Genomic DNA, 19,223 nt, shown 5'->3' with positions numbered 1-19,223 from the left:
CACTTCTTCGCCCTCCCAGAGAACGGTTTCTATCCTACCTTTGAGGAATGAAAACGCATAAAACAACGAAGGGAGGCAAGGGATAACAACAGTTTCTATCCTACCTTTGAGGAATGAAAACTTGCATATGTAGAACGTGAAGAGGTGTCAAATTATCTTGTTTCTATCCTACCTTTGAGGAATGAAAACTTTTATATTATCACCTCTTTCAGTACTTACAATATTGTTTCTATCCTACCTTTGAGGAATGAAAACAGCATACTCACTCCGCTTAACGTTGTCAAGGGTAAACGTTTCTATCCTACCTTTGAGGAATGAAAACTGATATGACACAAGCCGACGCTATCGATAAACTTTTTGTTTCTATCCTACCTTTGAGGAATGAAAACACGGATGCAATAAACAAGTTGACGGCGAAATATGAGTTTCTATCCTACCTTTGAGGAATGAAAACCAGCAATGGGAAGAGATACACAAGGCCAAGATTGTTGTTTCTATCCTACCTTTGAGGAATGAAAACGTACAAACCTCTCATGTTTTCGTAATTAAATTTTCTCTGTTTCTATCCTACCTTTGAGGAATGAAAACAGAGGCGCAAATGTACGAGCAGACTGAGACTGCTTTAGTTTCTATCCTACCTTTGAGGAATGAAAACTGGAATACCAGTCATATGCGCTTTTTCCAGCCCAGTTGTTTCTATCCTACCTTTGAGGAATGAAAACCTATCTCGTTCACCAGTTTCATTATTTATAAAATCGTTTCTATCCTACCTTTGAGGAATGAAAACTTTACATAAAATCTCCAACCCCAACCCCCTCGATGCTTGGTTTCTATCCTACCTTTGAGGAATGAAAACCTAACAATTTCGTATAAACCGCCGGCATATATGCGTTTCTATCCTACCTTTGAGGAATGAAAACAAACTCCGCGACGCCTAAGTAAAAGTACAAAGATTCGGTTTCTATCCTACCTTTGAGGAATGAAAACTGAACATGCCTGTTTCTACCATCAGCGTGGAGGATATGGTTTCTATCCTACCTTTGAGGAATGAAAACTAAAACACAATTAGAGACCTTAAAAAATCAATGTAATGTTTCTATCCTACCTTTGAGGAATGAAAACACCGATGACGTCGAAGATGCTGTTGAATTTTTGTGGTTTCTATCCTACCTTTGAGGAATGAAAACTGATATTGTTCTAAATTTCCGAACGCAAAACCATCGTGTTTCTATCCTACCTTTGAGGAATGAAAACACAATAGGTTGCAAATAAAACCTTGGAATTTTTAATGTTTCTATCCTACCTTTGAGGAATGAAAACCTGACAAGCGTTAATTCAGGTGTTTCACCTGATGTTCGTGTTTCTATCCTACCTTTGAGGAATGTATTGGCGCATGGCTTATAGCCAATGGAGCCAGTGAGCAGTGAATGGAATAATTGATAATTGCAAATTAAAAATTGAAAATTGTCCATTTTCAATTCTCAATTTTATTCTACGTGCCACGAGCCACATGCTACGTGCCTTCTGAGTTAATTATTCCTTACTTATTTGATGCAATTTCATTTAAAGTACAGTATTGGATAAAAAATGCTTATTTTATTTGAAATTACTTTCGCATATTTTTTTTGATATCCTTGAAATGTATCAATTCTGTTTTTTTATCTTAATTAATCAGGAGGAGGCAAGACGGTATGAAAAGGCTTTTGGTAGTGCTTGCGGTCATTTCGGTGGTGTTTTTTTCCATTGGAATGGCTCAAAACGTTGTTAATCCCGATACTATAGTTGAAGAAACTATAGGGCCCATCGATTCAATCGATCCAGCGTGGGCTTATGATACGGCATCGGGAGAGGTTATATGGCAACTATATGACAATCTTGTTCAGTACGATGGTACATCTACAACAAAATTTTTGCCAATGCTTTCTACCAATGTTCCATCTCTGTCTGACGGTACTATACTCGACAATGGCACAACCTATGTCTTCCACATAAGACAGGGTGTCTACTTCCACAACGGAGATGTTCTTACTCCGCAGGATGTTGTTTATTCACTCGAGAGAGCCGTTATATTTGACAGATCTGGTGGGCCTTCTTGGATGCTTGCGGGTCCATTATTTCCGATGATAGATGGCCAATATGTAACTTCAATTGTTCAGGTAGTCGCAAATGAACTCGGTCTTAGCAATCCTCTAAATTACACAAGTCTGTCATCGCTGGGAATATTCGCAACTGGCACGAAGAATCCTTTGAATGACAAGTACAAGCAGGCACTCATCAACGCGTTTAATTTGCTTGCAAAAGATTTTGAGATCAAAGGAAATGATGTCATAATTCATCTTCCACAAACTTATCCACCATTTCTCGAAATTCTCGCTCACGGATCTAATATTTCGGCAATTCTTGATGAAAAATGGGCAGCCGATCACAACGCTTGGGACGGCAAGGCCGATGACTGGTGGTATTACCATAATCCAACCCATGCCGAAGATCCTCTTCTTTCAATAGAAAATGGTACCGGACCTTATACGATTCAGTACTGGACACCTGGCAGAGAAATAGCCTTTGTAAGATTTGATAAATACTGGGCTGGACCTGCTCCAACAAAATATGCCGTTATAAAATATGTAAGCGAGTTCACAACAAGACTGCTTGATCTCCAGTCCGGTCAGGCTGATACGATATATGTTCCGGTTCAATATCTGCAGGAAGTCGAAAATAACAAAGATATAAGGGTTATAAAGGATCTCCCAACCCTTGAAGTTGATAACATCTACTTTACATGGAATATAAACGCTCAAGGAAATGCTTACATAGGATCTGGAAAACTTGACGGAAATGGCATTCCGCCCGATTTCTTCTCGAATTTGGATGTTAGAAAGGGATTCGAGTACCTATTTCCTTACACACAGTACATACAGCAGGCATGGAATGGAATGGCGATTCAACCTAACAGCGCTATAATAGAAGGATTGCCTGGATACGATCCAAATCTTCCTAAATATGAGCAAAATCTTCAAAAAGCCGCAGAATATTTCAAAAAAGCCTACAACGGTCAATTGTGGCAAAAGGGATTCAAATTTACTGCGGTATATAACACTGGAAACTCGATCAGAGAACTTGCACTTCAGGCTCTTGCCAATTACGCAAGAATTTTGAATCCCAAGTTCCAAATAAATGTTGTCGGAGAATTGTGGTCTTCTTTCCTTTCCGATTATCTTGCCGGAAGATTGCCGATGTACATGATGGGATGGCTCGCCGATTATCCTGATCCTTACGATTTCGCACAGGCTTACTACGCTTCAAGTGGTGCCTACGGAGCAACACTTGGTGCAAGTTATACCACGTGGGCAAAGACGTATATGGATCCACTTGTCAATTCTTTGATGACCACAGTTGACCCTGCACAGCGCGCACAAATTGCTAAAAAGATAGCCGAATTGGATCATGAAAATGCGCTTTATATATGGACAGATCAGCCAGAAGGTTATTGGGTTGAAAGAACCTGGGTCAAGGGCTGGTACTGGAATGCGATGAGACCTGGAATAGATTTTTATTCTCTTTCTAAATAACAAAGGGCCTTTAAGGCCCTTTGTTTTTGAATACGTTTGCCAATTTGATATCAAAATCTGAAGAAGATCTATTTTGCTGACTTATTTCTTCATATATTTCCTCTCGGAATACCTTTATCTCTCTTGGTGCTTCTATTCCTATTTTAACGACTCCATCTTTATCAACGGAAAGAATTCTTACAGTTATATCATTGCCTATCTTTATTCCCTGTCCATTCTTTCTTTTGAGAACGAGCATATCAATCACTCGCCTTAATTGGTTCTCTGACTGAGTAATTGGTACCCTCGAGGATGACCTGCATGCCGATGCCCTTTTCAAGGTTTATAACTATTGGTGCGACCAGATTTATCGTAACGGGCTCTTTCAAAGATATAACACAAAAGACAAGGACATTTTCTCTTTTGGGATTTCCAAGTTCATCGAGCACGGATTGATTTAGATTTATCGAATAATTAGAAAATGCTATCCACGGATCGACAATGGGAAGACCTATGTTTTTGTCTTCCAAAGAGACCAACCATTTTATAGGTTCTGTCTCTGCAAGAGAGATTACCGCAAATTTTTTAAGATGTTCAAATCCCGGAATTCCGTTTTTAAAATTTATCACATTTTCTTCAGAAATATCGAAAGTTCCAACCTTTGTCTCGTACACCATGTCCATCACTTCAAAAAATTTGCAAGGGTAGGAAGCAATGAATTTGCACTTGTTTGCAATGCCGCCTGATAAACCGTTTCCTGAAGCGCAAGATCGGACAATACCTTTACCATATCAGCGCCCTGTGCCGAAGAGACAAGTTGTGTCACATACATGTTCAAACTTTGATTGCTATTTATAAGGCTTTGAAGAGATTGCTCCGTTGCACCTATCTGAGTTGTCACCTTTGAAAGAGAGTTCTCGTAATCCTGAAGATCACCAAGATCAGATTTAAGATTTGCAACGTTGTTGTTTTGAAGATCTTGCACGATCTTATCGAGAAGGCCCATATGGATTGTACCGCCAGATCCTGTCACGTAAGAGATCAAACTCGCACTCTGAACCGATCCCGAGGTCTGCGTGTAATTGAAGAGATCGACAACATTTACGTTGCTGTCGATCGTAACCGTACCTATTTTTAGAGAGAGTCTTGCAGACGTGGCAGAATTGCTCGTGTAGTAATAAATCGTTGATCCTCCAGAGACCATGGAAGTGATTGGATTCGAATTGCTCGATCCTGCGAACATGTAATTTCCATTTACATTCGTTCCACCCAACTGGGCTATTGTGCTACTTATCTGCTTTATTTCATCGGCGATGGCTGCCCTATCAGAGGGAGTATTCGTACCATTTGCAGCCTGAACGACGAGAGAGTTAACCTGCTGGACGGCAGCCATTATCTGTCCGGTTATGTTGTCATATCCCTGAAAGTTATTTTGGACCTGACTGAGCGAAGATTTGTATGTGTTCAATTTTTCAAGGACGGCATTGTAATTGACGGTCAAAACTGCGTCTGAAGGATCTTGAGAAGGAAGATCGAATTTGTTCCCACTCGATGCCTGTCTTTGAAGTGTGGATATTCTTCTTAAAACGTTATCTATGTTGTTGACTATTTGGTCTTTCATCATGCTTTGAGTTATTCTCATAAATCACCCCACCATTGAAACAAGTGTTTGGAGCATTGAATTCACAGTCGATATAACTTGAGCAGAGGCCGTATAAGCATTTTGGTAAAGAATCATCTGGGCAAGTTCATCATTTATAGAAACACTTGAAACCTGTTTTCTGTCCTGACTTATCTGGTTGACCAAAGAATTGGCATTGTTGTACATTGCCGTCGCGTTTTGCCCTTGAATTCCGAGTTGACTTACAAGATTGCTAAAATACGCGCTAAATGACTGGGGATTCGAATCGCTATCGAGAGATACTATTTGTTCGATCCCGCCATTTCCCTGAGGACCGGTTGGTCCAACTGTACCTATAGGATTTCCGTTAAAAACGGGCGAGAAATCAGTCGCAACGTAAGAGGGATTGGATATCAAAATTGGATTGACACTTATGCTCATGGCAGCATCTTTTACGGGTACCTCAAGGCCATTCGGATTATTGGAATAAGACGATAGATCTATGGAGTAATTGTTCGTTTGAAATCCAAGTTTATCAAGCAACGCATTTCCTGGCACGCCGTTGTCACTCTCAGAAATTGAGACAGGATTTGTCATTCCGTTTGGATTCGTTCTCATCAGGTCGAAGTTTATCGCACTTGTTGCACGCAAGACAAGATTTCCTCTTGGACTTAGAGATGCTTCTATTCCAACATTTGCGTTGTTTATCTTTGAGACTATTGAACTAAGTGTATCGACAGAGGTGTTTATATTTACAAATGCTCCGTTAACATTCAAAGTTATTGAAGATGGCAATCCAGAAAAAATATTTCCGATAGGAGCCGATGGATCGTAGACAACGCCCGAAGGAGGGTTGGATGACATGATCCTGTAAAGAGATGTAGGCTGGCCCGCCGCATTTTGTATTGTGAAAAGTGGCTGGCCCAAATTGCCATTTTGATCGTATGACTGTGTGAGTATTGTGTTCACCTTGTCTACGAGGTTTAGGGCAAAGGAATTAAGTTGTGTCTCGTACTGCGGTATTAGTTTGTCTCTAAGATTGAAAAGTGCTCCCATCTCTCCTTGGCTGAATGTCACGGCCTGATTGTTTGCCGTAACGAAGGCCGCGTTTGGCTCTCCGGCAACATTTTGAAAGTTAAGCGGTACGTAAGTCTGGCCCGAGAGTACATTCGTACCGCCTATATTTATGGATATTTGATTTCCACTCATGTTCGTAATGGTAAAATCTGTAAGGTTGGAGAGTTGATCGAGTAAGAGATCTCTTTGATCGAGAAGTTGATTTGGTGTATTTCCTATTACCGAAGATTCCCGTATCTTAACGTTTAAATCCGCAATTTGCTTGAGGATTGAATTTATATTTCCAACCTGAGTTTGAATTTGAGAGGTGTAATTCGTTTTCATCTGTTCGAGGGACGAATACACGCTTTTAACGTTATCAATCAAAGCCTTCGCCGATTGAACGAACCCTTCCTGATTTGCGACATTTGTCGGGTTTGTCGCGAGTTGCTGGGCCGCAGACCAGAAATTGTTGTAATAGGCGTTAAGACCGTTGGAATTCGTCGTGTTGAAAAGTTGCTCTATGTATTGGAATTGTGTGTTAACTTCATTCCAGAATCCCAAACTCGAATTAGATTGTCTGTACTGTGTATCCAAAAACGGGTCTCTTATTCTTTGAATGTCCTTGACTTCAGCACCAGTACCAAAGATCATCGGCATCCCGGCCTGAGTAAGAGTACCAAGCACCATAGGAGGGGTCTGAACTATGACAGGGCTCTCTCTCGAATATCCCGGGGTATTCGCGTTAGAGACGTTGTTGGCAACAACTGAAATGGCCGTCTGCTGGGTGTACATTCCAAGCATGGCAGTGTTAAGAGTTGCAAAAAGATCCATTCCCACTTTCAAAACCTCCCACAGGATAATTCTTTGCAAAGAGTAATTTTTCCTTCGATCATATTATCGGCAATGGAGAAAATAAATGAAGGCTCACGCCATACGACAAATGGTACCGCTAAGATGTTTTATTCGATTTTCAGATAATCTTCCCTCTGTTATCCATTCTTTGAGTTTTTTGTAATCGATATTTTTGTAGACGGGAGCATAAGTGAATCTGTGAAAAAGCGTGGGGCCATATTGTTCAAGCGCTTTGATGTGTTTTTTTGTTCCATAACCCACATTGTGTTCGAAATCGTAAAGATCGAAGTATCGGGAAAGTTTTCTCATGATCCCGTCTCTGTATACCTTTGCGATTATCGAAGCGGCTGCAATCGATGGACTTATTGAATCTCCCCTCACTATACATTTATGATCGAAATCAAGACCTATCTCGGGTCCATCAACAATGGCAAAGCCATCTATTCCAAGTTTTTTAAAGGCTCTCTCCATTGCGATCCTCGTCGATCCCAAAACGTTGTACGTATCCACCTCGTAGGGTGTGGCAATCCCTATGGCAAATTTCGATCTTTTTGTTATTTCGGCCGCTAAAAATTCGCGCTTTTTGGGGCTTATCTTTTTCGAATCGTCTATTCCCTCTATGAAGGTATCGAGCAAGACGGCCGCAACAACAACGGGACCGGCAAGAGAGCCTCTTCCGACCTCATCGATTCCTATTACATTTCCATATTCTCTCTTGTAGTTTTCGTCAAATCCTTTATCTACCATTTTTCACACGCTTTATTTCGTCTCTGTAAAAGGCAGCCTCTTCAAATCTCCAATCTTCGGCCGCTTCACGCATTTTTTGAGAAAGCACTTCTATATATTCATCGGTTCCAAGTTTTTCTTTGAGAGTCAAGACTGATTTTACATCTTCTCCGACATTTTCGTAAGTTTTTTCTTCTTTTTTAAGTCCCATAAAGAATTCATCTATCTCTTTTTGAATTGTTTCAGGCTTAAGGTTGTGATTGATGTTGTAAGAGATCTGTTTTTGTCTTCTCCTCTTCGCCTCATCTATTGCCATTTTCATCGAATCGGTAATGGTATCCGCGTAAAGGATTATCTTTCCGTTGATATTCCTTGAAGCCCTTCCCATTGTTTGGATCAAAGAAGTTGTAGATCTCAGAAATCCTTCTTTATCGGCATCGAGTATGGCAACGAGCGAGACTTCTGGCAGATCGAGTCCTTCTCTCAAAAGGTTAACACCGACTATGGCATCTATTTCTCCCTTCCTTAGCCTTGTCAGAACCTTCATCCTTTCTATCGTGTCGAGATCCGAATGTAGAAATTCGGATCTGTATCCCATCTCGACAAGATATGCGCTCAACTTTTCCGACATCTCCTTTGTCAGAGTGACGATGAGAGCCCTTTCATTTCTATTTTTTACTGTTTCCATCTCATTCATGAGATCGTCTATTTGATTTATCGTCGGCTTTATTATCACCTCTGGATCCACAAGGCCTGTTGGTCTTACTATTTGCTCGACTATTCTCGAAGATTTCTCTCTCTCGTAAGGTCCGGGTGTAGCCGAGACAAAGACTATTTGTGGCGCTCTTTCGAGAAACTCTTCGAATTTGAGCGGCCTGTTGTCAAAGGCACTTGGCAATCTAAATCCATACTCGACAAGACTTTCCTTTCTGCTTCTATCACCGCGTACCATTCCCATCAATTGAGGAACGGTTATGTGTGATTCGTCTATAAAGACGATGAGATCTTTGTCAAAGTAATCCATAAGAGTCCATGGGGGCTCTCCGGGTTTTTTCCCGCTGAAATGTCGGGAGTAATTTTCTATTCCGTTGCAATATCCCATCGTTTGGATCATTTCTATATCGTAAAGCGTTCTCTGTCTTAGTCTTTCAGCCTCGAGAACCTTCCCCTGACTTTCGAATTCTTTAAGTCTGACGTTGAGTTCTTCTCTTATCGACTTCGCTGCCATCTCCAAATTTCTCTGGTCCGTTGTGAATTCACGGGCAGGATAGAATATGATCCTGTCGAGTTGTTCAACGGTTTTTCTCGTTACAGAATCAAGCACCAGGATCCTTTCGACCTCATCATCGAAAAATTCTACCCTTACCGTATTAACATCGTAAGGCGGATGTATTTCCAAAACCTCTCCATGAATTCTAAAGGTCCCGGGCTCTATTTCGGAGTCAGACCTTTTGTACTGCATGGCAGACAATCTTTTTAGAAGATATCTTCTTTCGAGTTTCTCGCCTTTTTTTACCGAAAGATTTATCTCACGAAAATCTTTTGGATCTCCGGACGCGTAGATACAAGAAACACTTGCAACCACTATAACATCTTTCCGCGTTATGACGGATTTCATTGCAGAAAGTCTCATTCTCTCTATCTCTTCATTTATGTCTGCTTCTTTTTCTATGTAAATATCCTTCGAAGGAATGTAAGCCTCCGGTCTGTAATAATCGTAATAACTTACAAAGAATTCAACCTGATTTTGCGGAAAGAATCCTTTGAATTCACGATAAAGTTGGGCAGCGAGAGTCTTATTCGGAGAGATCACGAGGGCCGGTCTTTTTATTTCATTTATAACATTTGCCATAGTAAAGGTTTTACCAGAACCTGTAACGCCAAGAAGGGTTATGAATCTTTCGCCCTTTTTTATCCCCTCAACGATCCCACGTATTGCCGAGGGCTGATCTCCTTTAGGCGTTAACTTCGTTGTGAGTTTGAATTCCATAAAACCACCTCATATCAAAAGACCTATTGCCATCCCGATCAGAATTCCAACGACTACCTCTGAAAGTTTATGACCAGATCTTGCGTTGAACTTACCTCCTGTGATCTTTGCAAGTGCTTCTGAATGCTTTCCAACCTCACGTCTTAGATGAAGTGCATCTGTTATCACGATTATCGCCACTATAAAAGATATGCCAAAGGCGGCGCTCGAAAAGCCGGCATATTTGCCGATTGCAAAGGTCAAACCTGAAATTGTTGCCGAATGGGCACTCGGCATTCCTCCGGTTGAGGCCAAAAGGGACGGACGAAATCTCTTTTCTTTTGCGTACGTTATTATGATTTTGATAAACTGGGCCGCAAACCATGAAATTACCGCTGCCCATATGTAAATGTTGGAGAAAAAATCAACGATGTCATTGATCAACTTAAGATCACCCTACTTACAAGATGCGTCTCTGCCGATAAAAGATTTTTGTCTTTGCTTATAATGGCATAGTTGAGTTCGACTTTTTTGTGAAATATCCTCTGACCCCATTTGCCACGCGATTTTTCAACAAGAGGCCTCCATGTCCCTGTATTTATGTAATACTTTGGCCCCTTTGGAGTGGGTATGACGTAAAAGCCCGGAAGATGGTTGTGACCGAAGACGACGATCTTAAGTCTCTCGTAATTTATATCTGGCATCTTGTCAGAATATCCCAAAAAATCCTTTTCTTTGAGTCTCCACTCTGGCATATGGTAGGCATTCAGAATTTTTTCTGCCTTAGATTTCAAATAGTTTACACCCCTGAATTTTTGAATTTCGTCTCCGAGTGTCGTTATTTTCCTTCCGATCTGGAAAAAGATTGGATTTTTAAAGAAGAAATCCCCTATGGGATAGGTGTGTGGAAACTTAACCCTTATCCATTTGTTGAATTCGGAAGTTTGAAAGATCTTCAAAAAACTTCTGAGCCACTCTCCGACGAGATCTACCGGTATTTTGTAAATCATATTTATGTATTCAAGCCAATCAACGACATCCATAGTTGGCCTTATGTTATCGTAATCTCTTACAGTCTCGACAGGTAAATAGACCGAATGAAGTATTGGCTCGAAGTTTATCATCGTATACCTTGTAATATAATCACCAAGTGGAGGTATCAATACATTTTCCTTGTCCTTGGAAAAGGAATAAATGAAGTCGTACTGGCTTCCATGCTGGGAAAGAATTCCATCCTCTTCGTCGTAAAAGTAAGATGTTACAATGAAATTCTTGGAATTCATGAAATCGATCAAAGAGTTCATCAACCTTTGATTGAAAAGCAGATAATAATCATGGTTTCCTATGATGTAATATATCTTGTTCGTTCTCACAAGAGACCTTAAAAATTCAAAAAGAATTTTGTGCTTTTCGATTATAGATCCTATGGCATCTTCATTCAAAGAAGCACACACCTTGTTGAAATTCACAAGACCTATCTTTCTTACACTGTCTCCCTCGAGTATTTCAAGTACATCACCGACAAAGACGATCTCGTAATTTTCGTCGATATCCTTCATTTGATTGAGCAACCTTATAAGTTCCCTGTCGTATACGAAATCGTCATTTGCCGTGCCATCTCCTATGTGGAGATCACTCAAAAAAAGCCTAAGACCCATCTTATTCCTCTATTGATTTTAAAAGGGCAGAAAATTCATCCTTCACGTTCTTGATTAACTTTTTTGCCCCTTCGAGATTTTCCATATTCATTATCATGAAGTAAAACTTGACCTTTGGCTCCGTTCCGGAAGGCCTTCCGTATATGACGACACGATCTCCGAATTCCATCTTTATAACATCAGAAGGTGGAATATGATCTTGACCTTTTAGATAATCGACGAAATTGGTAAGACTGTACCCACCGATTTTTTTTGGAGGCGTTTTTCTCAGGCTTTCCATTATGTGCTTTATCTTGGCCACCCCGGATTCTCCCTCAAAGACAGGAGAGAGTTGATCTTCTAAGTAATAACCGTATTTTTTGTAAATCTCCTCCATGGCGTCAACGAGTGTCATGCCTTTTTGTTTGTAATACGTCGCCATTTCGCACGTGACCATTATCGGAGTTCCAGAATCTTTGTCGTATATGAAATCGCCTATGTTGTATCCATAACTTTCTTCGTAAGCAAAGAAAACATTCTTTCCTTTGCTTCTTAGCATATCGGCCTCGTTGCATATCCATTTGAATCCAGTCAGTACTTCATGAACTTCGACTCCATAGGATTTTGCTATCTTTGCGAACAGTTTGGACGAGACTATTGACTCGATTACGGCCGGGTTGGAAGGCATACCTTTTTTCGAGTACATCTCGAGAATGAAATGCAAAAGCAATGATCCCATCTGGTTTCCGTCTATTCTGACGTATTTCCCGTGATCTTTTACCATTACCCCCATGCGATCCGCATCGGGATCGGATGCCACTATTATGTCTGCATCAAGCCTTTTCGCATCTTCTATCGACAGTTTGAAGGCTTCGTCAAATTCGGGATTGGGGTAATTGACCGTTGGAAAATTCCCGTCGGGGATACCCTGTTCTCTTTGAACGTAAAATTCAAATCCATCTCTTTGGAGCAAGATGGGTACTATCTTCATGCCCGTACCGTGAAGAGGTGTATAGACGATCTTTAAGTCCTTTGAAGAGATATGGAATGAATATGAAAGCGCTTTTTTGAAATAGGCCTCATCGAGTTCATTTCCAACAAGATTTATCAATGACTTCTTTCGAGCATTTTCGAATGGCATCTTCTTTATCTCGGCAAAGGATTTTATCAGTTCGTATTCCTTTATTATTCCCTCATCATAAGGAGGTATAACCTGTGCACCATTCGACCAGTAGGCCTTATATCCATTGTACTGAGGAGGGTTATGACTGGCAGTTATCATTATACCGGCAGTCGTTTTGAAATATCTCACGGCAAAGGATAGAACTGGCGTTGGTCTAAAATCATCCACAAGGTACACCTTTATTCCATTGGCCGCAAGTATTTCGGCCGATTCCATCGCAAAATCTTTTGACATATTTCTTGTGTCGTAAGAGATGGCAACACTTTTTGGCCCATTTACATTTTTATTTATGTAATTTGCAAGCGCCTGAGTTGCCCTTCCGACCGTATAAATATTCATTCTATTTGCACCAAGTCCCATTATTCCTCTCATTCCACCCGTTCCAAATTCAAGATCTTTGTAGAAAGCATCCTGAAGTTCATCCTGATTCATCTTTTTCAAAGTCTCTTTGTCTTTGGAAGAGATGGCAGGATCGTTAAGCCATGATTGATATCTTTCCATGCTTTCTTTGTCCATTCTTATCACACCTTTCTTGACATCTTTATCTTATATATTGTACAATAAAAAAGTGAATTTGGGTGTGTAGCTCAGAGGGAGAGCGCTTCCCTCACACGGAAGAGGCCACAGGTTCGATCCCTGTCACACCCACCAATTATTGCTTTTCGAATAGACGCGGAAAATCCTTTCCCGTGTAGAAACAAGATGGAATTTCCAAATTCATGAATTTAGCATTTTGAATGTTTTCAAGATAGCCTCTGGCAGTTGATTCCCACGTGTAAGATGCGTTTACCCTTTTTATCCCATTCTCGCTTATATTCATGTAAAGTTTCTCGTCTGTCAATCTTTCCATCTGAAATCTAATATCATCTACATTTTGGGGATCGGCAAGTAGACCTTCTCCCTCTTTTATTATTTCTGTAGGTCCGCCATTCTTTGTTGCAACGACCGGGAGACCGCATGCCATAGCCTCTATTATCGCAAGGCCAAAAGGCTCATACAACGCCATACTGACAAAAAACGATCGGCTACGGAAGGCAACCCTGTAAAGACTCGCAAGGTCTCTTTGATTTTCTATGTTTATGAAGTGCACTCTCGACTTTAAATTGTGCTTGATCACGAAATCGACGATCTCTTTTAAGACTTCGTTATCGTATTTGTTGTTATATGGATCTTCATACCCGTTAGTCACGATGAGAAGATCGTACCTTTCCTTTAAGATCGCGCTTGCGGCGTAGGCTTTTACGACTGATATATGATTCTTTTTTGGATCAAGCCTGCTCGATATTATGATAAGTGGTCTTGTGCCAGAGATCTTTTTGACCTTTTCTTCGATTTTTCTATCGTCCATCGGGTTGGCGTTGAATATCTTACCATTTACACCGGGCGGTATTACCTTGAATTTCCTGTCATTGACCTTTATGTAATCTTTATACAATTTGTGGCCGTACTGTTCGAATTGTTCCATGCGTGTGCTTACAACGTTAAAAGCAGAATATTTCATGGACGTGCCTTCGGCAAGAATCCTTGCCGAAAAATTGTAAATCTCGTCGAAATGAGAAAAATTTTTCTCATTAACGCCCAATTTGTCCATTTTTTGAGCACCGAGTGAATGAGCCGTGAATGAAAATGGAATTTCAAGATACTTTGAAAGCATCGCCCCCGAAATCCCCCCATCGCCGTAATGGGTTGTTATGAAATCTAATCCTTCTTTTTTGTAAAAATCGGCCATCTGTTTTGCAAATTCGCCAAGGTATGGCCACAATCTTTCTTTGGGCAAAAATTCTGGAGGGCCAAAATCAATTCTCACAATTCTTACATTGGTACCGGGATAACCATCGAACTTAGATGAAAATTCGGGCCATTGTGGATCTTTTATTCTTCTTGTTACTATATCGACATCTATTCCCATCCTCTCCATCGCGATGGCCACCTCTTTGACATACACGATCTGGCCTCCGAAATCCGGGTGGGAAGAAAGTCTGCTGTCCTTGGAATCGAAATTGCCCTGTGGGTTTACAAAGATGACTCTCATAGGAAGTCCCTTTCTATTTTCCCTTTATCGAGAGGAGAATCGGGGCTTTGGCATCCGATTCTGAAGGCCGCTGTCGCATTTCCGAACTTAGCCGCTTCAAAGATGTCTGCACCGTTCATCATCGCATAGTACATCCCTGACCAAAAAGCATCTCCAGCGCCAGTTGTGTTAACGACTGTTTTTGCGACAGAGGACAAAATTTGGGATCTTTTACCATTTGAAATTATCGCGCCATCTTTTCCAAGAGTCAAAACGACATTTTCGACTCCAAACCTGTGAAATGCCTTTATATATTCCATCTCATTCATAGATCCAAATATGTGAAAGGCATCATCATTGGATGGTTTCGCAAGGAAGATATATTTAAAAATGCTTTTTAGAGTTCTTCTTCCATCGGCGCCATTTTCCCAGAGTACTTTTCTGTAATTCGGATCGAAGCAAATTTTAATTCCCTTATCAGACGCATATTCTACCATCTCAAAGATAGTCTTCCTCGACTTTTTGTAAGAGATGGGCCAACTGCTGAAATGAAAGTAAGACGCATCATCAAAAATGTCAATCGGTGGCATCTCGAGTGCGGTCTCAGCTCCTCTTAGGGCCAAAAACTGGGGCGTTGATTTTGATTTTGAGACTATTACAAAGGTTGTTGGTCTTAAACTGTCAATTTGAATGTAGCGGGTATCTAAATTTCGACTTTTTGCGTGATCTATAAGTGCGTGACCAACAGGATCATTTCCAACTCTCGAGACTATTTTCGATTTTATTCCTAAGTCTGCAAGGTTAATCGCTATATTCGCTGGAGATCCACCGAAGTGTCTCGTGAAGGTTTCGGCCTTTCCTAAATCGTCGACGTAATCCGTTGTGATCATATCTATAAGCATTTCTCCGGCTATAACGATCTTACCCATTTGTTCCTCCGGTTAATTGTTCTTCTGCTCTTGCCATAAGGTAAAGCAAATCGCTCATTCTATTCAAATAAACCATAACATTTCTGTCTTGAGGAGCAGTTTTGGTAAGTTCAACGGCCCTTCTTTCTGCACGCCTTGCGACAGTTCTGCAAACGTCCAAAATGGCCGATCCAAATGTCCCTCCCGGTTTGACAAAGCCATTTGGCAACTTTATGAGTTTTTCGTATTCGTCTATCTTAAGATTTAAAAACTCAACATCTTCTTTGAATATCCTGTACTTCGTTTCACGGGCAGAAGCAAAGATCGCCGCGAGCGTAAAGATTTTGTCCTGAAAGTATTCTATTATCTCTTTGTTTTTTTCGTATTTAGCCTGATGCTTTGCCATGCCGAGAAATGAACTCAATTCGTCTAATGTTCCGTAAACCTCGACTCGCGCCGAATCTTTGTAGACACGTTCACCTGTGAACAAATCAGTCTGTCCGTCATCTCCACGACCAGTGTTTATTATTGACATAAACATCATCTCCCTTCTCGATTATACCAGTTTAGACAATCATTCCACCTTAAAAATCCTGCTAAAACCTAAAAGTACAAGCACCGATCCAAAAAACATTATGCCAATCGTTAAATAGAAAAATAGATCTGACATTGGGGCTATTCCCATTGCAGATTTCATAGCCATGACTAAATACGTAAGTGGCAAACCATAGGCTATGTACTGTAAAAATTTTGGCAACAGATCGAGGGGAAAGTAAACTCCCGAAAAGAACATTATAACCGTGTAAAGCACAGAGGATATCTCGCTTGCAACCCTTGCGTTTGGTGAGATCAAAAGTATGGCCATTCCAACTCCCATCATTCCGAATGTGCCCGCAAGAACGGTTATCGTAAAACGTACTAAATCTATGGAATACGGTGGTCTGAAGAAGATCATCGCGGCCACAAAAAGTAAAATTATGGATAGAAAACTTTCGACCATCTTTTCGGAGATAAAGGCCGAATAAAATTCCCACTTTGCAAGCGGTGTTGTCCAGAATCTTTTTATCACCTTTTTATCTCTAAAGTGCGCGAGAGAGGCAGTTATCGAGAAAATACCGGCCGAAAAGATGCTCAAAGCGAGTATGCCGGGAATCAAGTTATCGAGATAATCTAAATGTTTTCCAGTAAAAGAAATGTCATTTCTCTCGACGCCTATAACGTTATTTATTCCCTTTGATTTGTTTATTTCATCTGCTATGCTTTTGACTATCGAACTGTAATAATTCGAAGATTGAATGTTCGCAGGGTTTATGTACGCAAAAAGGGAGGTACCTTCGAGTGTGACGCCAAGATCTATCTTTTGGGAATTTACCGCATCTTTAAGTTGGGACAAAGTTGGATACTCTATGTATTTTATGCCGGAGACCATGGGCAATTTCTGACCGTAAAAACCAACATTTAAAGAACTTTGGGAGTAGATTCCCGAAAAGACGTATCCGAAGATCAAAAGCGTTACGAGCGGAAAGAAAAGATTGAAAAAAAGATTCATCATGTCTCTTACAGAATGCCGCGCCATAGCCTTCAGGACAGATAAAAATCTCATTTCACACCTCCCATTTGAAAACTTTTGCACTGTAAATTACCATGACGATTGCCCATATAAGGGGGACCAATATGTTAAGATACATCGGGGTTGGAGATGACATAACTCCCATTGCCGATCTCAGGCCGTTGGCAAGGTAGGTTGTCGGTATGATGTACGCAACGATTTGAACTGCAAGAGGGACTCCGGTAATTGGGAAAAAAAGACCTCCTAAGAACATGAAAAGAAAATTGAAGATATTGGCCAAGGCATTTCCCGCATCAGATGTCTTCGAAAAACTCGCTATGAAAAACCCAATAGGTAAGGTCGTCACTATCGCAAAAAGAATGTACAATATGGCCAAGATTCCAAGGCCAAAATGTGCGCCGAGATAAAGTCCAAGAATCAAAAGGATTATTATCTGAACGATTTCTATTGCCAGATTCGAAAGGATCATGGCCCAGAAGTATTCACCTTTATTAAGAGGCGCAACGAATAATTTCCTTAAAACCTTTTTCTCTCTTTGAACGAGAAGATCATCTGTTATACCAAAGATCGAGACCGTCATTACGGCCATTACGAGAATGCCCGGTACTATAAAGTCGATGTAAGAGAAGTTTTGACCGTTCTTCGAGACATATTCTGTCTTTGGGGAAACAAAATCTGACAGAGTTCCTGAATTCTGCAAGATTTTAAGATTAAAAGATTCAAGTACAGATGATATTATCGTAAAAGCCAGATCAGATGTCTGACTATTTTCGAGGGTATATACCTCTATTTTTGGCTTTGAAAAGAGGTTAAAACCGCCCTTTTGCTGAACAACCGCGGCATAAATCTGGGTATTGAAAAGAGGTGGAATCACAATAACGGCATCGATCTTTCCGCTTTTCAACTTTTCAAGAGATTCATTCAAAAAATTTTGCGTCGTGCTTGATTCAAGGGTTATAACGGCATTTTTGCCAGTCGACATCTCTTTAAAAGCCTCAGATATGTAAGAGGCGAAATCCATATTGGTGTTTTTAAAAGTTGTGCTTTCATCGACAAGATTAACTCTAAAGGACACTTCCTTTCCTATGTTTGAAAATATAGAGGCAAGTATCAAAAGCAATATGACGGGAAAGAATATATTCCAAAATATAACGGATGGAGATCTGATCGATGAGACTATCAACGCCTTGAAAATCGCGAAAACTCTTTTCATTTCAGTCCCTCAATTTCCTACCCGTAAGGTTTAAAAATACGTCTTCAAGATTCGGCTGCCTTACTATTATGTCATTTACCTTTATCGATCTTTCCTCGAAAAGATCGAGCGCTTTCTTCATATCCGTCGGAAGGGAAGAAGTTACGATTATTATCTTTGAATCCTCAATCTTTGTCTTTTGAAATTCTGAAAGAAACGAAAGATCTAAGTTTTTAGAATCTAAATCTATCTCTATTATTTTTTCTCCTCCAAAAGAGGATATGAGTTCTTCTGCACTGCCCTTTGCTATTATCTTTCCATGATCCATAACGTAGATGTAATCGGCAAGATACTCAGCCTCTTCCATGTAATGAGTTGTAAGAAAGACAGTCTTTCCCTTTTCTCTGAGTTTTTCTATCATCTCCCAGACATTCCTTCTTGCCTGTGGATCGAGGCCGGTAGTGGGTTCATCCATGAAGATGAGTTCTGGATTTCCAACGAGCGCAGTTCCTATGGCAAGACGCTGGCGTTGACCTCCCGAAAGTTTTTCAACCTTTGCATTCGCCTTATCCTCAAGACTTATCTCTTTTAAAACTTCTCTAACATCTATTCCATTCGAATAAAGTGATCTGAACATTTTTAGAATCTCGACGGTTGTGAGATGATCTATGAAATTATTCTCCTGCAGCACAACTCCGATTCTTTCTCTTAAATGCCTTGGGACCTTTCCACGGACCTCTTCGCCAAAAAGTTTGATCTTTCCACCGTCATAATCTTTAAGACCCTCCAAAATCTCGAGAGTGGTTGTTTTACCTGCTCCATTGGGTCCCAAAAGCGCGAAGACCTCTCCCTTTAGAACCTTGAACGAAATTCCATCGACCGCTTTGATATCTGAATAATATTTCTTTAAATTCTCGACTTCGAGTATGGATTCCCTCATAAATCCT

Annotated in this window: 16 protein-coding genes, 1 tRNA gene and 1 CRISPR repeat array (1 of these 18 only partly in view); of the genes, 2 read left to right on the top strand and 15 right to left on the bottom strand. The window is 40.5% G+C overall.

Features of this window, described 5'->3' with window-relative positions; translation table 11 throughout:
• Positions 1-1,389: direct repeats of the CRISPR family, unit length 30 nt; unit sequence GTTTCTATCCTACCTTTGAGGAATGAAAAC (it extends 380 nt beyond the left edge of the window).
• Positions 1,390-1,691: 302 nt separating this feature from the next.
• Entirely contained in the window at positions 1,692-3,569 is a 1,878-nt protein-coding gene (locus ATHSA_RS07355) for an ABC transporter substrate-binding protein (protein WP_161848460.1), read from the top strand.
• Between the two features lie 10 nt (positions 3,570-3,579).
• Here the strand turns inward: ATHSA_RS07355 and csrA are convergent, their stop codons facing one another.
• The 9 genes from csrA to ATHSA_RS07310 form a co-directional block, all read right to left on the bottom strand.
• Positions 3,580-3,807: a carbon storage regulator CsrA gene (gene csrA, locus ATHSA_RS07350; RefSeq protein WP_161848459.1), complete on the bottom strand. Its 228-nt coding sequence runs from the start codon at positions 3,805-3,807 to the stop codon at positions 3,580-3,582.
• A gap of 1 nt (position 3,808) precedes the next feature.
• Positions 3,809-4,225 (bottom strand): flagellar assembly protein FliW, encoded by a 417-nt coding sequence (gene fliW, locus ATHSA_RS07345; protein WP_161848458.1) that lies wholly within the window; start codon positions 4,223-4,225, stop codon positions 3,809-3,811.
• 5 nt (positions 4,226-4,230) lie between these two features.
• Positions 4,231-5,190 (bottom strand): flagellin N-terminal helical domain-containing protein, encoded by a 960-nt coding sequence (locus ATHSA_RS07340; protein WP_161848457.1) that lies wholly within the window; start codon positions 5,188-5,190, stop codon positions 4,231-4,233.
• A 3-nt stretch (positions 5,191-5,193) separates the two neighbouring features.
• Positions 5,194-7,059, bottom strand: a complete 1,866-nt coding sequence (gene flgK / locus ATHSA_RS07335; protein WP_232060152.1) for a flagellar hook-associated protein FlgK — start codon at positions 7,057-7,059, stop codon at positions 5,194-5,196.
• A gap of 93 nt (positions 7,060-7,152) precedes the next feature.
• A complete protein-coding gene (locus ATHSA_RS07330; RefSeq protein ID WP_161848455.1) occupies positions 7,153-7,827 on the bottom strand; it encodes a ribonuclease HII in 675 nt (224 codons plus the stop codon).
• Positions 7,817-9,796: an excinuclease ABC subunit UvrB gene (gene uvrB, locus ATHSA_RS07325; protein WP_161848454.1), complete on the bottom strand. Its 1,980-nt coding sequence runs from the start codon at positions 9,794-9,796 to the stop codon at positions 7,817-7,819. The genes ATHSA_RS07330 and uvrB overlap by 11 nt, the downstream gene beginning before the upstream one ends.
• A gap of 9 nt (positions 9,797-9,805) precedes the next feature.
• Complete coding sequence (locus ATHSA_RS07320) at positions 9,806-10,219, bottom strand: divergent PAP2 family protein (protein ID WP_161848453.1); 414 nt, start codon at positions 10,217-10,219, stop codon at positions 9,806-9,808.
• Positions 10,216-11,433 (bottom strand): metallophosphoesterase, encoded by a 1,218-nt coding sequence (locus ATHSA_RS07315; RefSeq protein WP_161848452.1) that lies wholly within the window; start codon positions 11,431-11,433, stop codon positions 10,216-10,218. Before ATHSA_RS07315 ends, ATHSA_RS07320 begins: the two co-directional genes overlap by 4 nt.
• Position 11,434: 1 nt before the next feature.
• Positions 11,435-13,111, bottom strand: coding sequence for a phospho-sugar mutase (locus ATHSA_RS07310; RefSeq protein ID WP_161848451.1), 1,677 nt, complete (start codon positions 13,109-13,111; stop codon positions 11,435-11,437).
• 60 nt (positions 13,112-13,171) lie between these two features.
• Here ATHSA_RS07310 and ATHSA_RS07305 point away from each other — a divergent pair.
• Positions 13,172-13,246, top strand: a tRNA-Val gene (locus ATHSA_RS07305).
• 1 nt (position 13,247) lies between these two features.
• On the opposite strand, the gene ATHSA_RS07300 is transcribed toward ATHSA_RS07305, so the two are convergent.
• The 6 genes from ATHSA_RS07300 to ATHSA_RS07275 are packed head-to-tail and all read right to left on the bottom strand — an operon-like array spanning position 13,248 to position 19,216.
• Positions 13,248-14,627 carry a glycosyltransferase gene (locus ATHSA_RS07300; protein WP_161848450.1) on the bottom strand — a complete coding sequence of 460 codons (1,380 nt, stop codon included), beginning with the start codon at positions 14,625-14,627 and terminating at the stop codon, positions 13,248-13,250.
• The gene (locus tag ATHSA_RS07295; protein WP_161848449.1) at positions 14,624-15,535 is read right to left on the bottom strand and encodes a carbohydrate kinase family protein; all 912 of its coding nucleotides are present in this window, start codon (positions 15,533-15,535) and stop codon (positions 14,624-14,626) included. Before ATHSA_RS07295 ends, ATHSA_RS07300 begins: the two co-directional genes overlap by 4 nt.
• On the bottom strand, positions 15,528-16,049 hold the full coding sequence (locus tag ATHSA_RS07290) for a cob(I)yrinic acid a,c-diamide adenosyltransferase (protein ID WP_174755551.1): 522 nt from the start codon (positions 16,047-16,049) through the stop codon (positions 15,528-15,530). The genes ATHSA_RS07295 and ATHSA_RS07290 overlap by 8 nt, the downstream gene beginning before the upstream one ends.
• A gap of 39 nt (positions 16,050-16,088) precedes the next feature.
• Positions 16,089-17,117 carry an ABC transporter permease gene (locus ATHSA_RS07285; RefSeq protein WP_161848448.1) on the bottom strand — a complete coding sequence of 343 codons (1,029 nt, stop codon included), beginning with the start codon at positions 17,115-17,117 and terminating at the stop codon, positions 16,089-16,091.
• A gap of 1 nt (position 17,118) precedes the next feature.
• Positions 17,119-18,297: an ABC transporter permease gene (locus ATHSA_RS07280; RefSeq protein ID WP_161848447.1), complete on the bottom strand. Its 1,179-nt coding sequence runs from the start codon at positions 18,295-18,297 to the stop codon at positions 17,119-17,121.
• A 1-nt stretch (position 18,298) separates the two neighbouring features.
• Positions 18,299-19,216 carry an ABC transporter ATP-binding protein gene (locus ATHSA_RS07275; RefSeq protein ID WP_161848446.1) on the bottom strand — a complete coding sequence of 306 codons (918 nt, stop codon included), beginning with the start codon at positions 19,214-19,216 and terminating at the stop codon, positions 18,299-18,301.
• Positions 19,217-19,223: the final 7 nt, after the last annotated feature.

Source organism: Athalassotoga saccharophila, assembly GCF_009936215.1.
GTDB lineage: Bacteria > Thermotogota > Thermotogae > Mesoaciditogales > Mesoaciditogaceae > Athalassotoga > Athalassotoga saccharophila.
The sequence above is the reverse complement of the archived record's forward strand: the minus strand, read 5'-3'. Positions and strand labels throughout refer to the sequence as shown.